Below are 23,073 nucleotides of genomic sequence, written 5' to 3'. Positions count from 1 at the left end.
TAAATGGTATAATATAGCATTAGATATGGAGTGATTGAATGTTTAATATTAGAAAAAAAAATATAAAAGAGTTGGATTTAGTTTTGCTTTTTGCAACGCTAATTATTAGTATTTATGGTTTAGTTATTTTATACTCGGCCTATGGAGGAAATTTTTCTGAAGTTAGAACACAAATTATATCAACTATCCTTGGTTTTATAATTATAGCTATACTATGTACTATGGATTTGGATGTTTTAAAAAAGTTTTATTGGTGGATATATGGAATTGGTTTAGGACTTTTAGTTCTTACCTTGATTTTTGGTCAAGGTCTTGATGAATGGGGAGCTAAATCTTGGGTTTATATTGGTTCCTTTTCATTTCAACCGTCAGAATTTGTTAAGGTAGGTCTTATATTTGCCTTTGCTGCTTACCTTGATAAACATAAATATACCATCAATGAGCCCAAAAAATTAATTGAGGCTTTAGTTTTTGTAGCTATTCCAGTTGTACTTATCTTGCTTCAACCAGACTTTGGTACTGCCATGGTTTATTTATTTTTTATTGCAGCTATGCTTTTTGTAGCTGGCTTATCTTGGAAATGGATAGCATTGTTTGCTATTGGTGGACTAGCTGCAGGTTTTGTAGTTTTATCCAATCTATCTGGTTATAGAGCAGATAGAATAGAAAACTTCCTTAATCCAGCTAGAGATACATCAGGTTCTAACTGGCAACAACAACAAGGAATGATAGCTATAGGTTCTGGTATGCTAAGTGGTCGTGGTTATCTAAATGGAACACAATCTCAATATGGATATGTACCAGAAAAAGAAACTGACTTTATATTTTCAGTTTTAGCAGAGGAATTAGGTTTTATTGGAGCAATAATTTTAGTAATTCTTTTTACAGTTATAATTTTAAGACTTGTAAGAATTGCAAAAAAATCAAATAATACCTTTATATCACTTATGGTAACTGGTATAGCAGCTATGCTTTTTATCCATATATTTGAAAATATCGGTATGACTATTGGACTTATGCCTGTAACCGGTATACCTCTTCCATTTTTATCAGCTGGAGGTACTTTCCAATTAATTTGCCTGATAATGGTCGGCCTAGCTTTATCAGCTTCTATGCAAAAATCTTATAAGGATGATGATGTTGTAGACTATGAGACTATAAAGGTTATTGATCCAAATTTACTAAGAGAATCTAAAAAAAGAGAAGTAAAAAACACCACAACAAATTAGTTTGTGGTGTTTTCTTGATCTCTTAATTTTTTGTCTTTAACCATCTTGGTTTTTGAGAATTCTTCTCTTTCTTTTTCTTCGATTAAAGATGTAATTGTTTTAATTCTTTCCTCTGTTTTAGGAATTTGAACTTTTTCTAGAGAATTTACTTTTTTACTTGTTTTTTTTATTTGTCTATCAAGGTTATTAATTGTAGTGTCAAGCTCTGCTAACTTATAAAGTTTATCTTTAAGTTCATTAAAAGACAATAAAGCTAAATCAAAAGCTTCATTAGTTTCATAAAATGAATATGATAAGTTTAATTTAGATGGTTCAAAGCTGATATCATAAACTTTAGTTTGCATAAACTCATCTTCTTTTAAAGTTATGCTATTATCAACTGGGACTATTCTTGAAATATCATCCAATTTTGATTCACCCATTGTAACTCTAGCACGCTTAAAATTTCTGCTAACTTTTTCTATAGTTTCATTTACTTCTTGATTTAATTCGTCTCTTTGTTTTATTTTACTATCATGAGCCCCAATTAGAGCCTTTCTTGATTTATCAAGTATATCAAGACCACCATTTAAAAGTTTTAAGTGGTCTTTGGCTGCAATTAAATTTGCCTTGGTAGGTGCTGTTGATTTTATTTCCATAATACTTACCTTATGAATTTATCTAGATTTTCTGGACTAACCCTGTGAAGCTCTGTTTTTGGTAAGATATTTAATATTTCCCAGCCTAGATCTAAACTTTCGTCTAGTTCTCTATTTTCTGTAGGATCTTGAGATAAAAATCTTTTTTCAAAGGCATCTCCAAATTCTAGATATTTTTTATCTATGTCTGATAAGTCATCTTCACCTACGATTTGGGCGATATTTCTAACTTCTCCTACGTGGGAATAAGATTCATAAATTTGGTTCATCAAATCTTCATGGTCTTTACGAGTATAACCTTCACCAATACCATCTTTCATAAGACGAGATAGTGATGGCAATACATTGATTGGTGGATAGATACCTTTGTTAAATAATCCTCTATCGATTACAATTTGTCCTTCTGTGATATATCCAGTTAAGTCTGGAACTGGGTGCGTAATATCATCATTAGGCATTGTTAAAATCGGGATAAGTGTTACGGAACCATTTACTCCACGAATCATACCAGCTCTTTCGTATAAGGTTGCTAGATCAGAATATAAATATCCTGGATAGCCCTTACGAGAAGGTACCTCTTGTCTGATTGATGAAACTTCACGCAAAGCTTCTGAGTAAGAAGTCATATCTGTAATTATTACCAAAACGTGATAGCCTTTTTCATATGCCAAATATTCTGCAGCTGTTAGTGCACATTTTGGTGCTATAAGTCTCTCCATAATTGGACTATCAGCTAAGTTTTGGTACATTACTACCTTATCGCGGACACCTGCTTTATTAAAGGCATCTTCAAAGAACATAGCTTCGTCTTTTTTAATACCCATAGCTGCAAATACAAAGGCAAAGTCTTCATCAGTCTTAAGTTTTGCTTGTCTTACAATCTGAGCTGCTATTTGGTTGTGTGATAAACCATATCCAGAGAATATTGGAAGCTTTTGTCCACGGATTAGTGTTGTTAGTGTATCTATTGATGATATACCTGTTTGAATAAAGTCTCTTGGATACTCACGAGCAACTGGGTTTAATGGTTCACCCTCAACCGAATAATTTTTTTCAGAGTAGATTTCTCCACCATTATCAATTGGTCGAGCTAGACCATCAAATGTACGTCCTAAGATTTTTTCATTTAATGGGATTGCAAGAGGTTTTTCTTCAAAGCTAATTACTATATCATCTAGAGAAAAGTCTTGGGTATTTCCAAAAACTTCTATAGATATAGTATCATCATCTATCTTTACAACTTGACCTACAAAGTCCATTCCTAAAGCATGGACAGATACTACAGCATTGTAAGTTACATCTGCTACATTTTCTATCTCAATGATGGAGGATTCTATTCTTTTTACTTTTGTATATTCTTTACGCATTAATATTCTCCTCCTTTAAGTCCTAAGAAATGTGACTCGATTTTGTTATTTAAAACTGTAAATTTATCTAATTCATCATTTTTAATAGTGTATTTCATTTGAGTAATATCATTTATTAGATCTGGACTGTAAACTTTATTATATGGCACACCTTCTTTTACAGCATCTGATGACTTATGATAGTAATTTCTGATAATATTTAGCATTTGAATTTGTTTTTCTAGTGGTACAAATTTATCAGTATCATTGTAGGCATTTTGTTGTAAAAATCCTACTCTAACTAATTCAGAAACATCTAAAATATTTCTTTGAGCATCAGATAAAGCATCCTTACCTACAAGCATCAATATAGAACGAACTTCGTCTTCTTGTAAAAGTACATTCATTAGTTCATTACGAACTGCTATTATATCTTCACCAGTTTTTTCTTGGTAGAAGGGTCTCATTGTATCGACATAGTTTGAATATGAAGTTAACCAGTTGATAGCTGGATAGTGACGAGAATAAGCTAGTTTTCTATCAAGTCCTAAAAATACATTTACAGAGCGTCTAGTATTTTCTGTAACTGGTTCTGAGAAGTCTCCTCCTGATGGTGAAACGGCACCGATTAAAGTAACTGATCCTTCAGATCCATTTAAGTTTGTAAAATATCCAGCTCTTTCATAAAATTGTGATAACCTTGAACCAAGATATGCTGGATATCCTTCTTCTGCTGGAATTTCTTCCAAACGACCAGAAATCTCACGAAGAGCCTCTGCCCATCTTGAAGTAGAATCTGCCATTAAGGCTACATGGTAGCCCATATCTCTAAAGTATTCTGCAATAGTAATTCCAGTATAAATAGAAGCTTCACGAGCAGCTACTGGCATGTTTGATGTATTTGCAATAAGGATTGTTCTCTCCATCAATCCATATCCAGTATTTGGGTCGATTAGCTCTGGAAATTCTTCTAGTACTTGGGTCATTTCGTTACCACGTTCACCACAACCTATATAGATAATAATATCTGCATCTGCGTATTGGGCAAATTGGTGTTGAAGCATGGTTTTTCCAGTACCAAATCCTCCAGGAATTGCTACTGTACCACCCTTTGCAACTGGAAAAAATACATCCAGCACTCTTTGTCCTGTGCTAAGTAAAAGTTCAAGTGGCCTTATTTTTTTAACTGGTCGAGGATTTCTAACTGGCCAATATTGGTAAAGTTTTAATTCTTTTTCACCTTCAATTGTGTCAACTTTTACTATTGTATCTTCTAACTTATAAGTTCCAGATGGTCTTACTTCAGTAATTTTTCCATCAACTGTACTCATTAGTCTATGTTCAATTGTTTTTGTTTCCATAATAGTTGCATATATATCGCCAACATGGATGCTATCTCCTGCAGCAACTTTTATATCAACATCCCAAGGCTTTTCTTCATCTAAGTTTTCAAAACCTATACCTGATGGAATAAAGGCTCCATTTTCGTCTTTTATTTTTTCTAGAGGTCTTTCTATACCATCAAACATATTTTTTAGTAAGCCTGGTCCAAGTCTTACTGACAGTGGTCTACCTGTTGCTACTATTTCTTCATTGGCAGCAAGTCCTGAGGTATCTTCATAAACTTCTATAGTTGCTAGATCTCCTTCTACAGAAATGACTTCTCCAATTAGCTTTAATTTACCTACAGAAACCATCTCACGAATTTTTAGAGAGCTTGCATTTTTGGCTACAACTACTGGTCCATTTATTGTTTTAATTGTTGGATTCATTCAAACTCTCACTTTCAAACAGATTATATAAGGTTTTTCCTATATCATATTGTTTTTCTTCTATTTTCTTCAAATATGTTTGATTATATTGATAGGATCCATCTTTTACTTTTAAAATAAATCCACCTATATATTTATCATCAAGAGTTCCAATATTTGGATAATCAATAAGATTTTTGTCTTCTTCTTTTACCAAAACTTCAAAATCATCGACGTTTTCATTTATTTCACCAATAGTTTTTTTAATTTCTTCTGGTAATTTTTTCTTATATTCGTCTGTTTTTGTATATTCTGCTAGTCTTTTCTTTATTTCACTTACTAGATCATTTAGTAATTGCTCTTTGTGAGCATAGAAATTAGTTTTTTGTTCTTCTTCAAGTTTTGAAACTTTTTCATTTCCACGAATAGTTGCAAAACTTTTTCTATTATCTAAAGTAGCCTTTAGGTCTTTTTCAAGACTAGACTTTTTTTCATCAATTTGTTCACTGTTTATATTAGTAGAATTATATAATTCTTTTTCACTTTTTGCTTTTTCTTCATCCCAAACCATTGTTCTAAAGGTTCTTAGTTTTTGATTTATATCAAGCATATTACCTCCAATTAACCATCTATTACTACAATTAAAGGAGCATTTTCACTTTCCCTGTGAGTCTTAACTTCTTGTTCAATCCATGAATTTATTGTTTTTGTAATAATTAAAACTGCAAGCTCATCTTCTTTTAAAGAAGCTCTAAATGTATTATAAGCCTCATCTGAGTTAGTGACTAAGTTCCCTTCAATAGACCCAAGTCTAAACATTACAATAAGACTTGGGTCGTTAGTTAATATTTTCGCCTTCATTTTATGCGTTTAAGATTAAGATTGAAATGATAACACCGAAGATAGCAATACCTTCAGCAAGACCTACGAAGATGATTGTACGTCCTAGGATTGATTGGTCTTCTGAAATTGCTCCAAGTGCTGCAGATCCTACTGTACCTACTGCATATCCAGTACCAATTGTTGCAAGTCCTGTTGAAAGTGCTGCACCTATATATCTAAGTCCATCTACATTGCTTTGTGCAGAATCAGCTGCAGCTGCTCTTGCGTTTGCTGGTAGAAGTAAAACTATAATCATTGCCATTACTGGAACAAATGTAGATAAATTTATTTTTAATGCCTTCTTAATCTTATCTTTTGATGAATCCTCATTTGTTTTAAGTAAATATAAACCTGAATAAATTGTGATAACTACTACTGCTAATGCTAACATTCCTATTTTTAAAATCATATTCTTTCCTCTCTAATCTCTCTAATTAATTTTCTTTACTACTAATTGGTCTGAATAATCGACCGTTGCCTTCATAATACTTGCTGAACATTTCGTAAAATTCTAGTCTTAATCCTTGGATGAATACTATCATTCCCTCAAGACCTATTATTAATAGGTTACCTAAAAGTAATATCACTCCACCCCAGAATCCACCAGCAAGATTTGCCATAACCTCAAAAGCCATATATAAACCAACGTGGTTTATAGCAAAAGCTCCTACTCTTGTAAAAGATACAAGATTTGAAAACACTGATAAAAGTGCTTCTATAATTGAAAATGAACTTTCTATATAGTAATCACTCTTATTTGAATCGTAAAGCCTTTTTGAACCTGTAATCTTTCTTGCAATTGGTTGCTTAAATACCATCATTATTATTGAAAGTATAAGCATAACAGTACCAATAGGCATTGGTATCGGACTTTTATTTACAAGATTCAGTACTATTATGATAAAAGAAATCATCATCATAAGTCCTGCAAGTCCCTCTTTACCAAAGATACCTTCTTCTATGTTATGTTGTTTGCTAACTTTATTATAAATACCTATGATATATGAAATCACCATAAGACTTATACCAAATACAACAGAGGCAATAAGAACCGTCATTACATTATCAAATGGTTTTATAAGTAGGGTAGGTATTAAATCTTCTTTACCAAAGAATGATCCATACATCAGTCCAAAGACAGATGCAGATATGCCTATTCTCTTTAAAAGTGCGCCGTAGGTTTTATTTTTCTTAGAAATATAAAATCCTAGAGCTAAGAATACTAATCCTTGTCCTAAATCCCCAAACATCAGTCCATACAATAGCATATAAGTTATTGCAAAAAATGGAGTTGGATCAACTTCATCATAACTTGGAGCTCCATACATATTTACCAAATATTCAAAAGGTTTAAATACTTTATTATTTTTAAGTCTTGTTGGCGGTTGCTGATTTACTGATTGATCATCTTTTGTTGATAATATTGTATTGTCATATTTATCTTCTAAAGTTTTAAATTTATCAACTTCTGATTCTGGAACCCAGCCGGATAGATAAAAATACTTATCTCCTTGGGCCATATTACTTTTTAATTCTTCAGATTTTTTAGCATGGTCTAAAGAATATGAAAGATTATTTATGGTATCTTCATACTGACTATTTATTGTATTTATCTGACGATGAAGGCTAGTTAATTCGTCATTAACTTTTATATATTCTCTATCTATATTTGATGAATTGAGATTATCTGGTATATCATTATCTACAAAACCTAGGGTGTTTATAGATCTTGATACATCTTTTTTAACCTTTTTTGGATAAACCAACAAATATGATTCTTCATTTATATTTTTGGGCTTATCCTTATCTTTTTTAGATTTTTTCTTTTTTTCAACTTTTAAATCTTCTGTTATGATTTTTGTATCAGGATATTTTTTTTCAAGATTTTCTACATTATTTATATCATTTTCCGGTACTAGAGCTGAGAAATAAAAGTACTTATCACCTATTGCAAGACTATTTTCATAGTTCTCGGCTTCTTTTCTCAAAGATAAGTTGTAGGATAGAGAATCAATCACATCTTTGTAAGAATCTTTTAGATCTTCAATTTGTTTATTCAAATCTAAAATTTCTTTTTCATTTTCTTTTATTTCATTATCTATATCTAAACTATTATTTTCGCTTGGAAGTTCATTATCTACAAAACCTAAGGCATTTATAGTCCTTGATAAGTCTTTTTCAACTTTTTTAGGAAAAACCATCAGGTAATGATGCTTATCAAACAAATCATAATCATTATTATTTTTTGGCTTAGTATGTAGATAATCTTCACTATTAGCTAGTTTAACATCATTTAATTCTTGATTATCTGCCATTAATTTCTTCCTTTTTCCTAATTATCGCTATCAACTAAAAAGTCTACTACCTTATCAACAACTTGTTCCTTATATTTGCTATAGATTTTATCCATATTATCAACTCTTGACTGATACTCCGCATTTATGTTATTTGAGCGTTGGTCTGCATCATTCATAATTTCATCGTAAATTTGATTTGATGCATCCTTACTTTTTACACTGTAGTCTTGGTCAAGTCTTAAGGATACTCTTCTTGTATTTTCTTTTTCATTTTCAAGTACTTGATTTGTTTTTTCATTTAAATTAAAGGTTGCTTCGTCTATAGCGTATATTTCACTAAGAGCGTTTAAACTTGTTCGATCAACATCTTCATCTAAGTGGATTATTAAAGAAGGGATATTGTCATAATTATTTTTTAATATAAAACGCCCATCTTCTGTAACAACCCCATATCTATAGTCAAAATATTTAAGGTTTTGTATTTTTTCTATATCTATGTCATATTTTTTAAGTAAATCTATATTTTTCTTATAAGTTTCAAGTTTTCTTGATTTTTCTTCTAATTCTGCTTTTTTGTCTAAAAGAACTTTTAAATTGTCATAAAGTTCATCAACTCTATTGTGGTCAACAATTTCACCACTTCGTGGATTATCTTTTAAATCTAAAGAATCTTTTAATTCTTGTAATTTTTTGATATATCCATCATCTTCTCTACTAAAACCTGATAATTGATTGATATCCTCAGTGATACCAACATTTTCAGCACTAGCTGTTACGTTAAAAGATCTGTTTGTTATTTGGTTAAATGCATCAAGAGGTTCTATATCACCAATTTTAATGACATCTTCCAAAAATTCATCCAGATTTTCCTTATCGGATATCAAATTAACCAGGTACATTTTTTCTACTGACATTATTACCTCACTATTAGATATTCCATCGCTTCATCAACTGTAAATGACTCATCTACTTCCAAAAGTGCTTCGATATTTTCACGACTTATAAACATAATATTCATAGCAGAAACTACATAAAGAATATCACTCTCTTGTTTGGTTATTTCACCATAATAAAGTTTCAACTCTCTTTTTCTTATCTGCCTATGAGTGTGGCTATACTCATCAAATATATTTCTATATTTGCTATCATTCATTGTTTTTATAAAGTCTTCTCTTGGTAAAAGTGATAATTCTTTTAACCTTGCCCCATTAAAGTTATTGCCACCTTCAATTAGGTAATTGAATATATCGCTATCATTTAAATCATAATAGGACTTTAGCCTATAAAGCATTTCAAAATTTAATAGGTTTATTTCTTCACCTAAAAATTTCTCTATACGCTTACGTTCCTTATTATTAAACTTTCTAGCAAGTTTTAGCAAACTACGATAATAAAATTTTATTAAAGCATTCGATGATAAAAATATTAAAGAACTCGCCTCCATATTTTCATTCAAATATGGGAGTAAAGTTCTGTAATATTTGCTAGATTTATTTGCATTTATAAATGATTCCAAATCCATATTATCTTCTAAAATTAAATTATCTGATAAGGGATTTGCTCTAAATCTAACTATGTTTCTTTTGTAATTGTGATTTACAAGGGATTCTATAATTTCTTGTAAAAATAGTATTTCATATTTTGAGAAATAAAGGTTAAAGAATTCACTTTCTAATCCCTGCAAAAAATAATCAATGCTTTTTAGTTCACTAAGCATCCATTTAAAATTATCCGCTTCCAAGGCTACTTTATCTTTCCTATTATCAATATCAGGATAAGCTTTTGAAAGAATATCAATTTTTTTTTCAATATTACCTTCATTTGCCAAGTCAATATATAAATTATTATTTGGGATTTTGCCCATTTTTGCTTTGGCTTTTACTAATACATCTCTCATTTATCGCCTCTTTTCTCCTTAACAAAAAAATAATATCACTTATAACATTTTTATTAAAGGATATTAAATAATTTGTATTATCCATAGTTGATTTGATAATTAATTTACCAAGTCACCTGATATAGTAAATGATGTATGATCTGTAATTTTTACTTTTACAATTTCCCCTATTAGCTCTTTTGGAGCCTTTACGTGTACTAATTTAAATGTGTCGGTTCTGCCTGTTAGTACTTCTGGATTATTTTTAGATTCTGATTCTAAAAGTACTTCTACAGTTTTTCCTACATATTCGGCATTTTTTTCGTTAAACATTGGATATAGCTCATCTAAAAGTCTTTGAAACCTATCTTGAACAATTTCGTCATCTATTATAGGATATGTTGCTGCAACCGTTTTTGGTCTTGGAGAATACTTAAAGGTAAAGGCTGAATCAAAGCCAACTTTTTTGCAAGCTTCAATTGTTTTTTGGAAATCTTCTTCAGTTTCTGTAGGAAATCCTACTATTATATCTGTTGATAAAGCTATACCCGGAATTTCTTCTTTTAATTTATTTGCTCTTTCCAGATATTTTTCTATAGTATAATGTCTGTTCATTTTTTTAAGAACATCATTGGAACCAGATTGCATTGGCAAATGGAAATAATTGCAAATATTGTCATTATCACGCATTACTTCTATAAGCTCATCTGATAAATCTTTTGGGTGGCTTGATGTAAATCTAAGTCTTTCAACTCCCGGAATTTTTGCAACTCTTGCCAGAAGTTCTGGGAAAGTGAAGTCATAGTCGGTTTTATTTCCATATGAGTTTACGTTTTGACCAAGCAAAGTAAATTCTTTAAAGCCTTGAGAAACTAAATATTCTACTTCTTCTATTATGGAATAAGGACGTCTAGATTCTTCCCTACCTCTTGATTCTGGAACTATACAATATGTACAATAATTGTCGCAACCTCTCATAATATTTACATAGGCTTGGAAATCATTAGTAGAATTGTATTTTTCAAAATCATCTTTTGAATTATCTGTAGAAATATCTACTACTCTTTCATTTGTTTCTAAGTACCTATATATTAAATCTGCTAGGGAATTTATATTTTTTGTACCAAAAACTATATCTACTTCTGGATGTTTATCTATAATTACTTGTCTAGCTTCTGTTGTTTGCATCATACATCCACATACACAGATAATTTTTTCCGGATGCTCTCTTTTCAATTTTTTCAATGATGATACTTGACCATATAATTTTAATTCTGCATTCTCACGTACTAAACAAGTATTAAATATAATAAAGTCTGCTTCTTCCCTTTGACTTGTATAAGTATATCCTAGATCTTCTAAAATATAGGATATACGTTCAGAATCATGCTCGTTCATCTGGCAACCAAAAGTAGTTATATTGTAAGTTTTACCTTTAAAATAATCTTTATATTTTTCTTGTAATGTTTGCATTTTATCCTCACTTAAAAAAGAAGATGACCGAAATCATCTTCTTAAATTTTTAGTTATAGATTAATATTCTATTTATTCTTCGTCTTCATCAACATCATCGATATCATTAGCTGATTCTTCTAAATTTTCTTCATCTTCAAGAGTTACGATATCTTCGTCAACTACTTCTTGATCAAGATTTTCTTCTGTAGATTCAGCAGAATCAAAATCATCGATTACATCATCAACTTCTGAATCATTTTCAGAAATAAAATCAGATGAACCACCTTGTTCAAATAAAGCTTGTTCTAATAAGTTACCAAGGTTGTTATTTAAGTCGGCATCTGAGCTAAAGTTAGCTTGAGCTGATCTTTCTGGTCTTCTTCTTTGTCTATTGTTATTAGAATTTTCTCTTTTTTCACGTCTTGGTTTTCTTTCTGGTCTTTCTGGAGCTTCTTCAAGTTGTTTGATTGAAAGACCGATTTTTTCTTCTTCTTTGTCTAATGAGATAATTTTAACTTCTATTTCATCACCAAGATTTAATTCATCAGATGGTTTTTCAACATGATCCCAAGAAATTTCTGATACGTGAACTAATCCTTCAACACCATCTGCAACTTCAACGAATGCACCAAAGTCAAGTAAGTTTACTACTTTACCTTTTACAATATCACCAACTTCATGTTCTTTTACAAATGAATCAAATGGTTTATCTAAAAGTTGTTTACGTCCTAGAGAAATTCTATTTTTTTCTTTGTTTAATTTTAATATTTTAACTTCGATTATATCTCCAACGTTTAATACATCAGATGGAACTTCTACTCTTGTCCATGCAATGTCTGATACGTGTAATAGACCATCAAGACCGTTTACTTCTACGAATGCACCAAAGTCTGTAAGTCTTGCAACTTCACCTTCTAGTACTTGGCCTTCTTCAAGTTCATCCCATCTTTCATCAAGTTCTTCTTCAAGAACATCTTTACGAGATAAAACCAATCTATTTTTTCTTTCGTCAATAGAAACTATTTTTAATTCCCAAGTTTCACCAACAAATTTTTTGAAGTTTTTAACAAAGTATGTTGCTATTTGGCTAGCTGGTACAAAACCGCTTACTCCATCTACATCAACTGTAAGTCCACCTTTGTTAAAGCCTGTTACTGTACCTTCTACTAATTCGTCATTTTCGAATTTTTCAGCAAGCTCTTTCCAAGCTTTCATTCCTTGAACTCTTCTTGTAGATAAAGCGACATTTCCTTCACCATCATCAAGTTTGATTACGTAAACATCAATGTCATTTCCTACTTCAAAATGATCTTTAGGATTATCTTTTTCTTCTTCTGTCATTTCATCTAGTTTTATGATACCGTCTGCACGATATTGTATGTCAACAAAAACCTCATCATCTTTAACATCGATTACTGTTCCTGTCACAATATCTTTTGGATAGATCTTCTTCATACTATCCTCTAGACTGTTCATAAAATCTTCTTTTGTAAATTCGTCCATTTTACTAACTACCTCCTCAATAATCTCATCAGGTGTGGATGCACCTGCGATTATTCCAATTTTTTTAAATTCCGAGAGCTTTTGCAAAGGTAGATCTTTAACAGTTTCAATCCTAAAAACATTTTTGTTATACAAACTCACTACTTGATATAGCTTGTTAGTATTAGAACTATTAAAACCACCAACTACAATCATACAATCAACCTCTTTAGACAAGCTTGCTGCTGATTCTTGTCTTAGTTTTGTTGCATTGCAAATTGTGTTTTCTATCACAACACTACCATTATTTTCTTTGAGCGTATTTGCAATATCATAGTAAAAATCAGCTCTATTTGTAGTTTGACTAACTACATAAAGAGCTTTTTCACTTTTAATATTTTTTGCTTCAGTCTCATCATTTATTATTATACCATTTTTTAAATAAGAGTCCATAGCAATTATCTCTGGATGATTAGAATCTCCAACAATAATTACCTGATAACCATCATTCTCTTTTTGAATAATTTTTTTATATACATTTGCTAGAACTGGACATGTTGCATCCAGGATTTCATTGCCATTGTCCATGAGTGCTTTTTTAAATTCAGCACTTTCTCCATGAGCACGAATAACTATTAAAGAATCCTCTACCTTTAAAGCTTCCTCTTTAGTTAATACTTTTAGTCCTTGTTTTTCAAGTTTTTCTACTAATTGTGGATTATGAATTAGCGGACCAACTGTATATTTTTCTTTATCGCTTCTTAAAGCTTCATTGGCAAGGTCAGCTGACCTATTTACACCAAAGCAAAATCCAGAATTTTCTGCTATTATTATTTCCATTTTCTTATTTATCCTAACTGTTTTTTGTAAATACCATTAAATATTTCATCAGACATTTTCACCATAGCTTCTTTGGATTTCATATTTAAATATTTATTAACATCTATTGGTTCATTTATATAAATATAAGTTTTTTTAAAGGGTTTATAAGTAGAAACTATTTCTACTGGCAGTATATCCTTTTTTGCTTTTATAGCAATGTAGGCAACTCCATCTTTAACATTTTTTCTATTTATATTATGAGTTCTTGTTCCTTCTGGAAATATTCCTAGAACCTTGCCATCTTTTAATAATTTTATCGAATTTTTCAGACTTTTTAGGTCACGACCTTCACGATCTATCGGAAATACTCCAATACTTCTTAAAAAAACCGCCAAGAATTTATTTTCAAAAAGTTCTTTTTTGCCCATAAATTTTATTTTCGAGCTAAAGATAATTGCTAAAAAAACAGGATCCCAGTTTGATTTGTGATTGGCACACAAAATATAGCCATCATCATCAGGTATGTTTTCTCTACCTATTACTCTTAGTCGAAATATTGGGCCGATCAGTATGGTTGCTATAAATTGTAGTAATCTATAAAGCATCTTTATTTATCCAAATTTTCTAATATTAAATCGATAGTCTGTTTAATATTTAAATCAGAGTTATCAATTTCTATAGCATCATCTGCTTTTTTTAAGGGTGAAATCTTGCGACTTGAATCGTAGTTATCACGAGCTATTATTGCTTTTTCTATTTCATCTACACTTAGATTTGATTCATTTTGTTCAAATCTTCTTATGGCTCTTTGTCTAGCATTTGCTGTTAGATAAAATTTGTATTTTGCATTTGGAAATACAACTGTGCCGATATCCCTACCGTCTAGGACAAAAGATTTTTCATTGGCAATTTCTCTTTGCATATCAACAAGTCTTTTACGAACACTAGCATTTGCAGAAACCCATGAAACATTTTTTGTAATCAAATCATTCCTTATTTCTTTTTCTACATTTTTGCCATTTAAATAAATTTCATTATTTATAAAGTTGATATTTATATTATCAAGGGCTTTTTTTACTTTTTCGTCTGTAGAATTTTCATCTAATGAATTTTCCAAAAAATATAGAGTAGCTACCCTATACATAGAACCCGTATTGAGGTATTCTATATCTAAAATTTCTGCCAATTTATTTGAAATAGTTGATTTGCCGGAACCACTTGGTCCATCTATGGCAATTATATATGTCATATATTCTCCTTTATAGCACTTGCACAAGCAAATGCTGTTGTAAATGCAATTTGTAAGTTAAATCCACCTGTCAGAGCATCTATATCCAAAACTTCACCTATAAAATACAAATCTTTTACTAGTTTAGATTCCATAGTTTTAGGATTTATTTCTTTAACTTCTATCCCTCCTTTGGTAATTACTGCTGAATTAAAGCCGGCGAATCTATCAAATTTTAAGTTAAAATTTTTTATATTTTCTATAAGTTTATTTCTTTCATCTTTAGTAATTTGATTTGCTTTTTTATCTTTTTTAATATCTGATCTAGTCAAGATAACTTCTACTAAAGCATTTGTCAGTATTTCACTTAAAACATTTGATATATCTTTATTAGGATTTTTATCAAATATTTTTATAAGCAAATTATCTATATAATCATAGTCTTCACTTACAAGGTCTAGAGATATTTCATTTATATTTTTACCTACTAAAAATGAAGATATCTTTAATACGCAAGGTCCGGATATAAAATTTTTCGTTATTAAAATCGAACCGTTTTCTGTATAGCTTTCTTTATCACTAGTAACTTTTATGTTTACATTTTCCAAAGATATAGCTTTTATATTGGTCATATCTTTATTCTCAAAAAATATTGGTACAAGGGATGGATAAGTTTTTGTAATTTTATGACCAAAATTTTTAGCAAATATATATCCATCACCAGTTGAACCTGTATTTGGATACGAAAGTCCGCCTGTTGCAATTATTAAAGTATCAAATTTATATTCTTTAAAATCAGATTTTACAATAAAACAATCTTTTTTATAAATTTCCTTTACTTTTGCATTAGTGACAAGTTTTATATTACTTTCTATAATTTTATTTTCAAAAAACTTAATCACATCTGAACTTTTTTGAGTTTTTGGAAATACTCTTAGATTTTTTTCTGTTATCAAGCTAAGACCATTTTTTTCAAAAAAATCCATACTGGCATAATTATCATGATTATTAAATGATGAATATAAAAACTTGGGATTACTTACGATATTTTCTAAAAAATCATCATAAAATGCGGCGTTTGTAATATTGCATCTACCATTGCCTGTCATTAAAATCTTTTTGCCAATACTAGCATTTTTTTCTAGGATAGTTACATCTGTATTTTCATTTTTTAAATTGATTGCAGCATAAAGCCCACTTGCTCCTGCTCCAATGATTCCTATTTTTTTCATATACTATAAAAATTTTACCATAAAAAAAGAAATAGATAACTATTCCTTCATTAAAGAAACAAATTCCATTTCTTTTTTATCAAATTTCTTGTATTGACCTGCTATTAAGTCATTAAGATGAATTGCTCCAATTCTTGTACGTTTTAGGTCTATTACAGTTGAGTCAAACACATTAAACATCCTTCTAATTTGGCGGTTGTATCCTTGGCGGATAGCAACAATATATGTGTTATTTTTTATATAACGAATAGCTGCATCTGATGTCAGCTCACCATTGCCGATATCAAGACCACTTTTAAATTTTTCGATTTGATTTTGATTGAGCAATTTATCAACTTTTACTATATATTCTTTGCTAATCCCAGATGATGGATGAATTAGAGCATTTGTAAAATCTCCATCATTTGTTATTATCAAAAGTCCATGACTATCTTTGTCAAGCCTACCTGCAGCAAAAAATCTCTCGTCAATATCTATTAAATTATTTAAATCTTTTTCATTATGAGGATCATAATTACTTGTAATATATCCAACTGGCTTATTAAGCTTATAATAAAAATATTCTTCTAATTGAAGGATTTTCCCATCTATGCTTATAATATCATCATCCTTAACATTATATCCCATCTCTTTTAGGATTTTCCCATTTACTTTAACTTTTTCAGCTGCAATCAAGTCATCAGCTTTCCTTCGAGAAGTATATCCTGCTTGGGCGATAAATTTGTTAATCCTCATAAATTTCCTCTTCTAATTCTTTTATCTCCGGCAATTCTTCTAGAGAAGATATGTTAAAATATTGTAAAAATAAGGTAGTAGTAGCATAAATAATTGGCTTACCAATTCTATCCAAGCGACCATTTTCTTTTATAAGTCCACGATCCAAAAGATTATCAATTGTGGTTTGAGAATTTATTCCACGAATCTTATCAACTTCTGCTCGAGTGATAGGTTGTTTATAGGCAATAATTGATAGGGTTTCAAGAGCTGAAGATGTTAGCCTTTTCTCAGTTTTTTTAACAAGAGCAGAAAAATACTTATCATGTTTATGACGAGTTACAAACTGATAGTTGCCATCAAAGTTATTTATCAAGAGCCCACTTTTTCTTTGCTTTCTTTCATCCACCATCTCTTCTATGGCTTTTTTTATTTGATTTTTATCTGCATCAGTAATTATTTGTGAAAGACTATTTATATCTATGGGTTCGCCCCAAACGTATAAAACTTCCTCAATAAGTCCCTTTAGATAAATTTTATCCATTACTTCCCACTCTTTTTTTTATATGAAATTTATTTCCTGTCGCCTGCTCTAAGTATATTTCCTTTAGCTTAAATAGTTCTAACAATGCCAAAAAACTTGCTATGCATTCTGACTTTGTATGGATATCATTAATTATCAAATCAAGCTTTAAATCATCTCTGATTTCCATAGCCTTTCTATAGCTTGTAAGATAATCATTAACATCTGGCATTTTGATTTGAGAAATAATATTATTTGGTTTTTCTTCTTTTTCCAACCTTTTTAAGAGTTTTTGAAATTGTTTGGCTAGTAGCTGTACATCTTTGGTAATTATTTCTTCTTTAACTTCAAACTGTGCCAAGTCTTCAGCATACTTGCTGTGGATTTTTCTAGCTTCGTTCTCTAATTCTTTTAAGTCATCTTGGACAGATTTTATTTTTTTGTACTCAATAAGGTAGACTAGGAAATCTTCTTCTAGATTTTCTTCTTTTTCTTTTGGCAAAAGCTTATTTGATTTTATATTTAAAAGCACGGAGGCTATATAAATAAAGCTACTCAAATTTTCTATTTGTGGACCTAATCTTTCTAGCTCAGCAAGATAATCATTGGTTAATTCTTCTAAATTTATAGAGTATATATCTATTTTTTGCTTATCTATTAATTTTAATAATAAATCAAAAGGACCTGTAAAGCCCTCCAATTCAATAGTAAAGTCCATTAATTATTTTTATTCATCATTGCATATTGGATAGCAATGATTGTTTTGGCATCTGTAATTTCACCGTTTTCTACCATATTATAAAGCTGATCTATTGGATATGACTTAGCTTCTAGGTTCTCATCTTCATCCAATTCTAGCTTTGACTCTTTTAAATCGTTAGCTACAAAAAATAATAATTTGTCATTGGTAAATCCTGGTGAAGCATGCATAGTAAATAAAAAGTCGATTGTTTCTGGATAAAAACCAACTTCTTCTTGTAGTTCTCTTTTTGCTGACTCTATTGGAGCTTCATTGGCATCTACAAGACCTGCAGGAATTTCTAGCATAACTTTGTCAACAGCTATCCTATATTGACTAACCATCCATAATTTATCATCTCCATCATAGGCTATAATTCCAACTCCTTTTTGATGGTCTACAATCTCTCTTTTAGAATATTTTTTATTTTGCAATTCAACTGTTTCAACTCTGAGTTTTAAAATTTTGCCATCATAAATAGTATCAGATTTTATCGATGTTTCGTAAAATTTATTGTCGCTCATTTCTTAATTCCTCCGCCATAGTTAACATTTCACTTGCTGAATTTATTGTAATATCAGTAATATTTACTCCACCTATTAGTCTTGCTATTTCTAAAATGCGTTTTTCATCCTCTATTTTTTGTGTAGATGATATTGTAAAATTTCCCACATCCTCTTTGCTAATTAATATATGGTTGCTTGCTAAAGATGCAATTTGTGGCAGGTGGCTTATTGCTATTACTTGTCTTTTTGTCGATAAGTCTAGTATTTTTTCTCCAACAATTTGGGCAGTTCTACCTGAAATACCAGTGTCTATTTCGTCAAATATCATGGTATCTACATCATCAAAGTCTGCAAAAATTTCTTTAAAGGCTAGCATTATTCTAGAAATTTCACCGCCTGATGCTGTTTTTGTCAAAGATTTTAATTTTTCTCCCTTGTTGGTTCTAATTAAAAAGTCTACTTCATCGTAGCCTGTTGTGTCTATATTTTCTTTTTTAGAAAAATCTATTTTAAACAACCCATTTTTTATATTTAAATCTTTTATGGATTTATTTATATTTTCTTCCAAGACTTTACTTTTTTTAGCTCTTATATCATGGAGTTTATTTGCATTTTCTTCTAATTCTTGATCAATATCTTTTAATATACTATCTAAATTTTTCCTTAGATCTTCTATTTCATCTAGTTCCTTTATCCTTGCTGAGATTTCATCATAATAAGATATAATCTCATCGATACTTGATCCATATTTTCTTTTTAAATTATAAATGTGTTCTATAAGGTCTTCTAGTTCTGCTGCCCTTTCTGGATCTACAATTAAACTTTCTTGATATATATCCATATCAGAATAAATATCATTTATCTCATCGTTTACTGCAGATAGTCGATTATAAAACTCACTTACCCTACTATCGATATCAGAAAAAGAATTAATTTCACTTAGTATAGTGCCTAGCATTGAAGAAACAGAGTTTACATCATAATCGCTATTATCCAAAGCTTCTTTTGCAGCCTCAATTGACTCTCTTAGGGCATTTATATTGTTTATTTTTTTGTACTCTTCATCTATTTCTTCTTCGTTAATAGCAAATAAGTCTATCTTTTCTATTTCTTCGATTTGGTATTTTATCAAATCTCTTTCGCGAATTATTTCTTCATCTGATAGATTCAAATTGTTATATTTTACTAAACACTCATTTTTTTGATTGACTAAAGCCTTAATCATTTTTCTAAGATCGATAGTTTCATTATCATTTGAGTAATTATCTATTAGGTAAATATAGTTGGCTTTATTCATAAAGGCATTAGAATCACCTTGATTATAGATATCAATTAATATTGGCGATATTTCTCTAAGTATGGTAAGATTTGCTACTCTGCCATTAATTCTAAGAGTAGATGATTTTTTTGAAATTGTTCGATTTACTATAAGTTTATTATCATCTTCATCAAAAATCACACCATTATTAATCAAAATATTTTTAGCCTTGTTATCTAATTCAAAAACTCCTTCAATAACAGTTTTATCAGCAAATCTTCCTACTATATCTTTATCAGCTCTTTTTCCTAAAAGCAAATTTATAGACTCAAGGATAAGGGATTTGCCTGAACCAGTCTCTCCTGTCAAAACATTAAATCCATCCTCAAAAAATATGTGATTTCTTTTTATGATTACAAAATTATCTATAAACAGCTCAGAAAGCATTATATAACCATATCCCTTAATTCTTCAATTAGATCATCTAAACTCTCAGGATTTTTTGGTGTTATAAAAATAGTATCTATTCCTGTTACCATGCCTTGCAAATTGTCTAGTTTTGAATTGGTAATAAATTGACCACAAACAGTTGCACAATAAGAAATAGTTTTTATAACACAAAATTGACCGCTTTTTTCTACAGATAAAACAGATTCTTTAAAAATCTTTTCCATACGTTCATTTAGTGTATCATAAACTGTATCTACAACTGTGTATTTATATTCATAATCATCTGTTTGAACTTTTGATATTCTAAGTTCTTTTATATCTCTAGAAATAGTAGCTTGGGTAGCATCTACCCCATGATCTCTAAGCATTTCTGAAAGTTGGCTTTGCGTTTTCACTTCATTATTCTGTATAATATCAAGAATAAGTCTTTGTCTGGTATATTTTTTCATAATTTATCCTTACTTCTCACGTACTGATAGATAGTCTACCAGGAATAATAAAAAATCATTTTTTTTAAATTGTAATATATTTTCTCTAGCCTTGGCATTTATTATATCCAACAAATATATTGCATCAGTTTTTGCCATAACATTTAATATGTTTAGTTCGTCCTTATATGTATTTTCTAATAAATCATCTTGAATTTGATAAGCAAGTCCTAAATTATAGGCATAATCTTCTAGTATTTCAGTAGATTTTTCATCTACTTGGCTAATTAGAGCTGCACTTACAATACAAGCTTTAAACAAGTCGGAAGTTTTTTTATCATAAACATTTAAGAGATAATCTTTATCATAAGTTTTTGGATGTCTTAAATCAAGCACTTGTCCGTCAATCATTCCCTTATAGCCAGTGTGGTTAAATAAATATCTACCAGCTTTTATATAAGTTGGATTTTTATTTGCGATATCAAATATTAAAAAACTTGCTTCATTTAAAAGTGCATCTCCAGCAAGAATTGCTATATCTTCACCAAATTTTTTATGCATGGATGGCTTGCCACGTCTAAAATCATCATTATCCATAGCTGGCAAATCATCATGAACTAAAGAATATGCGTGAACCATTTCTATAGCTAAGGCAAAATCTACATCTAATTCACTTATCTGATGGTCAAGCATTTTTAATGTTTCAAAATAAAGATTTGCTCTAATTCTCTTTCCACTATCCATAGCATAAAAAAGAGCTTCAGCCAACTTATAATCTTTATCATAATAAGTCGATATCTTTTTCTCTATTATTTTTTTATTATCATCTAACTTTTTTAAAAAATCTTCTTTATTCATTAGTAGCTATCACTTCTATTTTCGCTTGATATTCTGCAAGCTGATCTTTAAGTTCTTTGTAAAGATCATTGGCTTGTTCGTAAATTTTGATACTCTCATCCAAATTTTCCTTACTATCCTCTAATTTTTCTAAGAGTTCTTCAACTTTTTTATAATTTTCTTCAAATGATTTATCCATCACTTACTATTGCTTTTACCCTTCCATCGCTAAAGTTTATCTCAATTTCATCTCCTGCATTTAGAGAATATTTCGAAAAAACTTGTTTACCATTAGCATTTTTTATTATAATATTTTCTTTTCTAGCATCTATTATCTTTTCGCAAGCTCTAAGCCTAGCTTCTATCAAATCTAGCCTATGTTGATTAAAGTTTAAATTATCTTTTAATGCCAGATTCATAGAAAATTTTAGATTTTTAATATCTTTTTCTTTTTGACTTAAATCATTTTTTGGATTAGCCGCATTTAATTTTTGTTTTAAAATTGCGAGTTTATATTCGTTTTCCTTAATTTGCCCATTTATAATATCTTTCATGAGCAAAATGCTTTTTCTCATTTCGCTTTCGATATTTGTATAATTGGCAATTATATATGATCCTGCTTCAGTAGGTGTTTGCAAAGATAAATCTGCTACCAAGTCTAGTAAAGTTGTATCTATTTTATGTCCTATGGCAGAAATAATTGGTGTACTTGTTTTATATACACTTTCAATTATCTCTTTATCATTAAAAACAGAAAGATCTTCACTTGAGCCTCCCCCACGGGTAATTACTATTACATCAAGATCCATTTTTTCCAAGCCATTTATACCTTTAATAATTAAATTTACCGCATTATTTCCTTGAACTTTTACCGGAAACAATTTTACATTTATATTATTTGGTTTTTGATTAATTACAGAAATAAAGTCAACAATAGCAGCCCCATCTTTTGAGGTGATAAGGCCTATGTTTTTTGGAAATTTCGGAATATCTTTTTTGTTTTCTATATCAAAATATCCTCGTTTTTTAAAGTCCTCTTTCATTTTTATAAATTCTAGATATTCTGAAGAAACTCCATTTTCTTTTATTTCATTTGTAATAATAACCACTCTTGATGAGTAATTGTTGTAGGAAAAATTTCCTTTTACTAAAACATCCATACCTTCTTTAAAGTCAAAATCGATATCTTTATCCTCGTAATAATATATTACACAATCTATAATATCGCTGCCTTCTTTTAGAGAAAAATATAAATGGGCACCATTAAATCTAATATTTGCCAGGCTTCCATTTATATATACTCTAGTTAGGATGGGATCATGTTTTATGCTTGTCTTAAAATATTGATTAAATTCTTTAACAGAAAGTGCCTTTAACATA

General features: G+C 30.0%; 24 protein-coding genes. 1 reads left to right on the top strand and 23 read right to left on the bottom strand.

The window, feature by feature from the left end:
- Window positions 1-38 precede the first annotated feature (38 nt).
- The gene (gene rodA / locus DY249_RS02335; RefSeq protein WP_115595051.1) at window positions 39-1,229 is read left to right on the top strand and encodes a rod shape-determining protein RodA; all 1,191 of its coding nucleotides are present in this window, start codon (window positions 39-41) and stop codon (window positions 1,227-1,229) included.
- On the opposite strand, the gene DY249_RS02330 is transcribed toward rodA, so the two are convergent.
- The 23 genes from DY249_RS02330 to xseA all read right to left on the bottom strand — a co-directional run bounded on the left by DY249_RS02330 (window position 1,226) and on the right by xseA (window position 23,072).
- A complete protein-coding gene (locus tag DY249_RS02330) occupies window positions 1,226-1,867 on the bottom strand; it encodes a V-type ATP synthase subunit D (protein WP_101539939.1) in 642 nt (213 codons plus the stop codon). The genes rodA and DY249_RS02330 overlap by 4 nt on opposite strands.
- A gap of 5 nt (window positions 1,868-1,872) precedes the next feature.
- Window positions 1,873-3,234 carry a V-type ATP synthase subunit B gene (locus DY249_RS02325; RefSeq protein WP_101539938.1) on the bottom strand — a complete coding sequence of 454 codons (1,362 nt, stop codon included), beginning with the start codon at window positions 3,232-3,234 and terminating at the stop codon, window positions 1,873-1,875.
- Window positions 3,234-4,985, bottom strand: coding sequence for a V-type ATP synthase subunit A (locus tag DY249_RS02320; RefSeq protein WP_101539937.1), 1,752 nt, complete (start codon window positions 4,983-4,985; stop codon window positions 3,234-3,236). Before DY249_RS02320 ends, DY249_RS02325 begins: the two co-directional genes overlap by 1 nt.
- Window positions 4,969-5,574, bottom strand: a complete 606-nt coding sequence (locus DY249_RS02315; protein ID WP_101539936.1) for an ATPase — start codon at window positions 5,572-5,574, stop codon at window positions 4,969-4,971. The genes DY249_RS02320 and DY249_RS02315 overlap by 17 nt, the downstream gene beginning before the upstream one ends.
- Before the next feature lie 11 nt (window positions 5,575-5,585).
- Window positions 5,586-5,825, bottom strand: a complete 240-nt coding sequence (locus DY249_RS02310; RefSeq protein WP_101539935.1) for a V-type ATP synthase subunit F — start codon at window positions 5,823-5,825, stop codon at window positions 5,586-5,588.
- A 1-nt stretch (window position 5,826) separates the two neighbouring features.
- A complete protein-coding gene (locus DY249_RS02305; protein WP_115595050.1) occupies window positions 5,827-6,255 on the bottom strand; it encodes an ATP synthase subunit C in 429 nt (142 codons plus the stop codon).
- A 25-nt stretch (window positions 6,256-6,280) separates the two neighbouring features.
- Complete coding sequence (locus DY249_RS02300; protein ID WP_245943487.1) at window positions 6,281-8,161, bottom strand: V-type ATP synthase subunit I; 1,881 nt, start codon at window positions 8,159-8,161, stop codon at window positions 6,281-6,283.
- 17 nt (window positions 8,162-8,178) lie between these two features.
- Window positions 8,179-9,057 carry a V-type ATP synthase subunit I domain-containing protein gene (locus DY249_RS02295; protein ID WP_115595049.1) on the bottom strand — a complete coding sequence of 293 codons (879 nt, stop codon included), beginning with the start codon at window positions 9,055-9,057 and terminating at the stop codon, window positions 8,179-8,181.
- Between the two features lie 2 nt (window positions 9,058-9,059).
- Window positions 9,060-10,040 carry a V0D/AC39 family V-type ATPase subunit gene (locus DY249_RS02290; protein ID WP_101539932.1) on the bottom strand — a complete coding sequence of 327 codons (981 nt, stop codon included), beginning with the start codon at window positions 10,038-10,040 and terminating at the stop codon, window positions 9,060-9,062.
- A gap of 99 nt (window positions 10,041-10,139) precedes the next feature.
- Window positions 10,140-11,492, bottom strand: coding sequence for a tRNA (N6-isopentenyl adenosine(37)-C2)-methylthiotransferase MiaB (miaB, locus tag DY249_RS02285; protein WP_115595048.1), 1,353 nt, complete (start codon window positions 11,490-11,492; stop codon window positions 10,140-10,142).
- 72 nt (window positions 11,493-11,564) lie between these two features.
- Entirely contained in the window at window positions 11,565-13,796 is a 2,232-nt protein-coding gene (locus tag DY249_RS02280) for a bifunctional 4-hydroxy-3-methylbut-2-enyl diphosphate reductase/30S ribosomal protein S1 (RefSeq protein WP_115595047.1), read from the bottom strand.
- Between the two features lie 8 nt (window positions 13,797-13,804).
- Window positions 13,805-14,383, bottom strand: coding sequence for a lysophospholipid acyltransferase family protein (locus DY249_RS02275; protein WP_115595046.1), 579 nt, complete (start codon window positions 14,381-14,383; stop codon window positions 13,805-13,807).
- 2 nt (window positions 14,384-14,385) lie between these two features.
- Window positions 14,386-15,027, bottom strand: coding sequence for a (d)CMP kinase (cmk, locus tag DY249_RS02270; protein ID WP_115595045.1), 642 nt, complete (start codon window positions 15,025-15,027; stop codon window positions 14,386-14,388).
- Complete coding sequence (locus tag DY249_RS02265; RefSeq protein WP_115595044.1) at window positions 15,024-16,238, bottom strand: BaiN/RdsA family NAD(P)/FAD-dependent oxidoreductase; 1,215 nt, start codon at window positions 16,236-16,238, stop codon at window positions 15,024-15,026. The genes cmk and DY249_RS02265 overlap by 4 nt, the downstream gene beginning before the upstream one ends.
- A 39-nt stretch (window positions 16,239-16,277) precedes the next feature.
- A complete protein-coding gene (locus DY249_RS02260) occupies window positions 16,278-16,973 on the bottom strand; it encodes a pseudouridine synthase (protein ID WP_115595043.1) in 696 nt (231 codons plus the stop codon).
- Window positions 16,963-17,496: an SMC-Scp complex subunit ScpB gene (gene scpB, locus DY249_RS02255; protein WP_115595042.1), complete on the bottom strand. Its 534-nt coding sequence runs from the start codon at window positions 17,494-17,496 to the stop codon at window positions 16,963-16,965. Before scpB ends, DY249_RS02260 begins: the two co-directional genes overlap by 11 nt.
- Entirely contained in the window at window positions 17,489-18,193 is a 705-nt protein-coding gene (locus tag DY249_RS02250) for a segregation and condensation protein A (RefSeq protein ID WP_115595041.1), read from the bottom strand. Before DY249_RS02250 ends, scpB begins: the two co-directional genes overlap by 8 nt.
- Entirely contained in the window at window positions 18,193-18,738 is a 546-nt protein-coding gene (locus tag DY249_RS02245) for an NUDIX hydrolase (protein WP_101539923.1), read from the bottom strand. Before DY249_RS02245 ends, DY249_RS02250 begins: the two co-directional genes overlap by 1 nt.
- Window positions 18,725-20,425: a DNA repair protein RecN gene (recN, locus tag DY249_RS02240; protein WP_101539922.1), complete on the bottom strand. Its 1,701-nt coding sequence runs from the start codon at window positions 20,423-20,425 to the stop codon at window positions 18,725-18,727. The genes DY249_RS02245 and recN overlap by 14 nt, the downstream gene beginning before the upstream one ends.
- The gene (locus DY249_RS02235; RefSeq protein ID WP_101539921.1) at window positions 20,425-20,877 is read right to left on the bottom strand and encodes an arginine repressor; all 453 of its coding nucleotides are present in this window, start codon (window positions 20,875-20,877) and stop codon (window positions 20,425-20,427) included. Before DY249_RS02235 ends, recN begins: the two co-directional genes overlap by 1 nt.
- 9 nt (window positions 20,878-20,886) lie before the next feature.
- Window positions 20,887-21,714: a polyprenyl synthetase family protein gene (locus tag DY249_RS02230; protein ID WP_115595040.1), complete on the bottom strand. Its 828-nt coding sequence runs from the start codon at window positions 21,712-21,714 to the stop codon at window positions 20,887-20,889.
- A complete protein-coding gene (gene xseB / locus DY249_RS02225) occupies window positions 21,707-21,892 on the bottom strand; it encodes an exodeoxyribonuclease VII small subunit (RefSeq protein ID WP_172540048.1) in 186 nt (61 codons plus the stop codon). The genes DY249_RS02230 and xseB overlap by 8 nt, the downstream gene beginning before the upstream one ends.
- On the bottom strand, window positions 21,885-23,072 hold the full coding sequence (xseA, locus tag DY249_RS02220; RefSeq protein ID WP_115595038.1) for an exodeoxyribonuclease VII large subunit: 1,188 nt from the start codon (window positions 23,070-23,072) through the stop codon (window positions 21,885-21,887). Before xseA ends, xseB begins: the two co-directional genes overlap by 8 nt.
- Window position 23,073: the final 1 nt, after the last annotated feature.

This window comes from Anaerococcus octavius, assembly GCF_900445265.1.
GTDB classification, from domain to species: Bacteria; Bacillota; Clostridia; order Tissierellales; family Peptoniphilaceae; genus Anaerococcus; species Anaerococcus octavius.
This window is presented reverse-complemented; position numbering and strand designations above follow the sequence as displayed.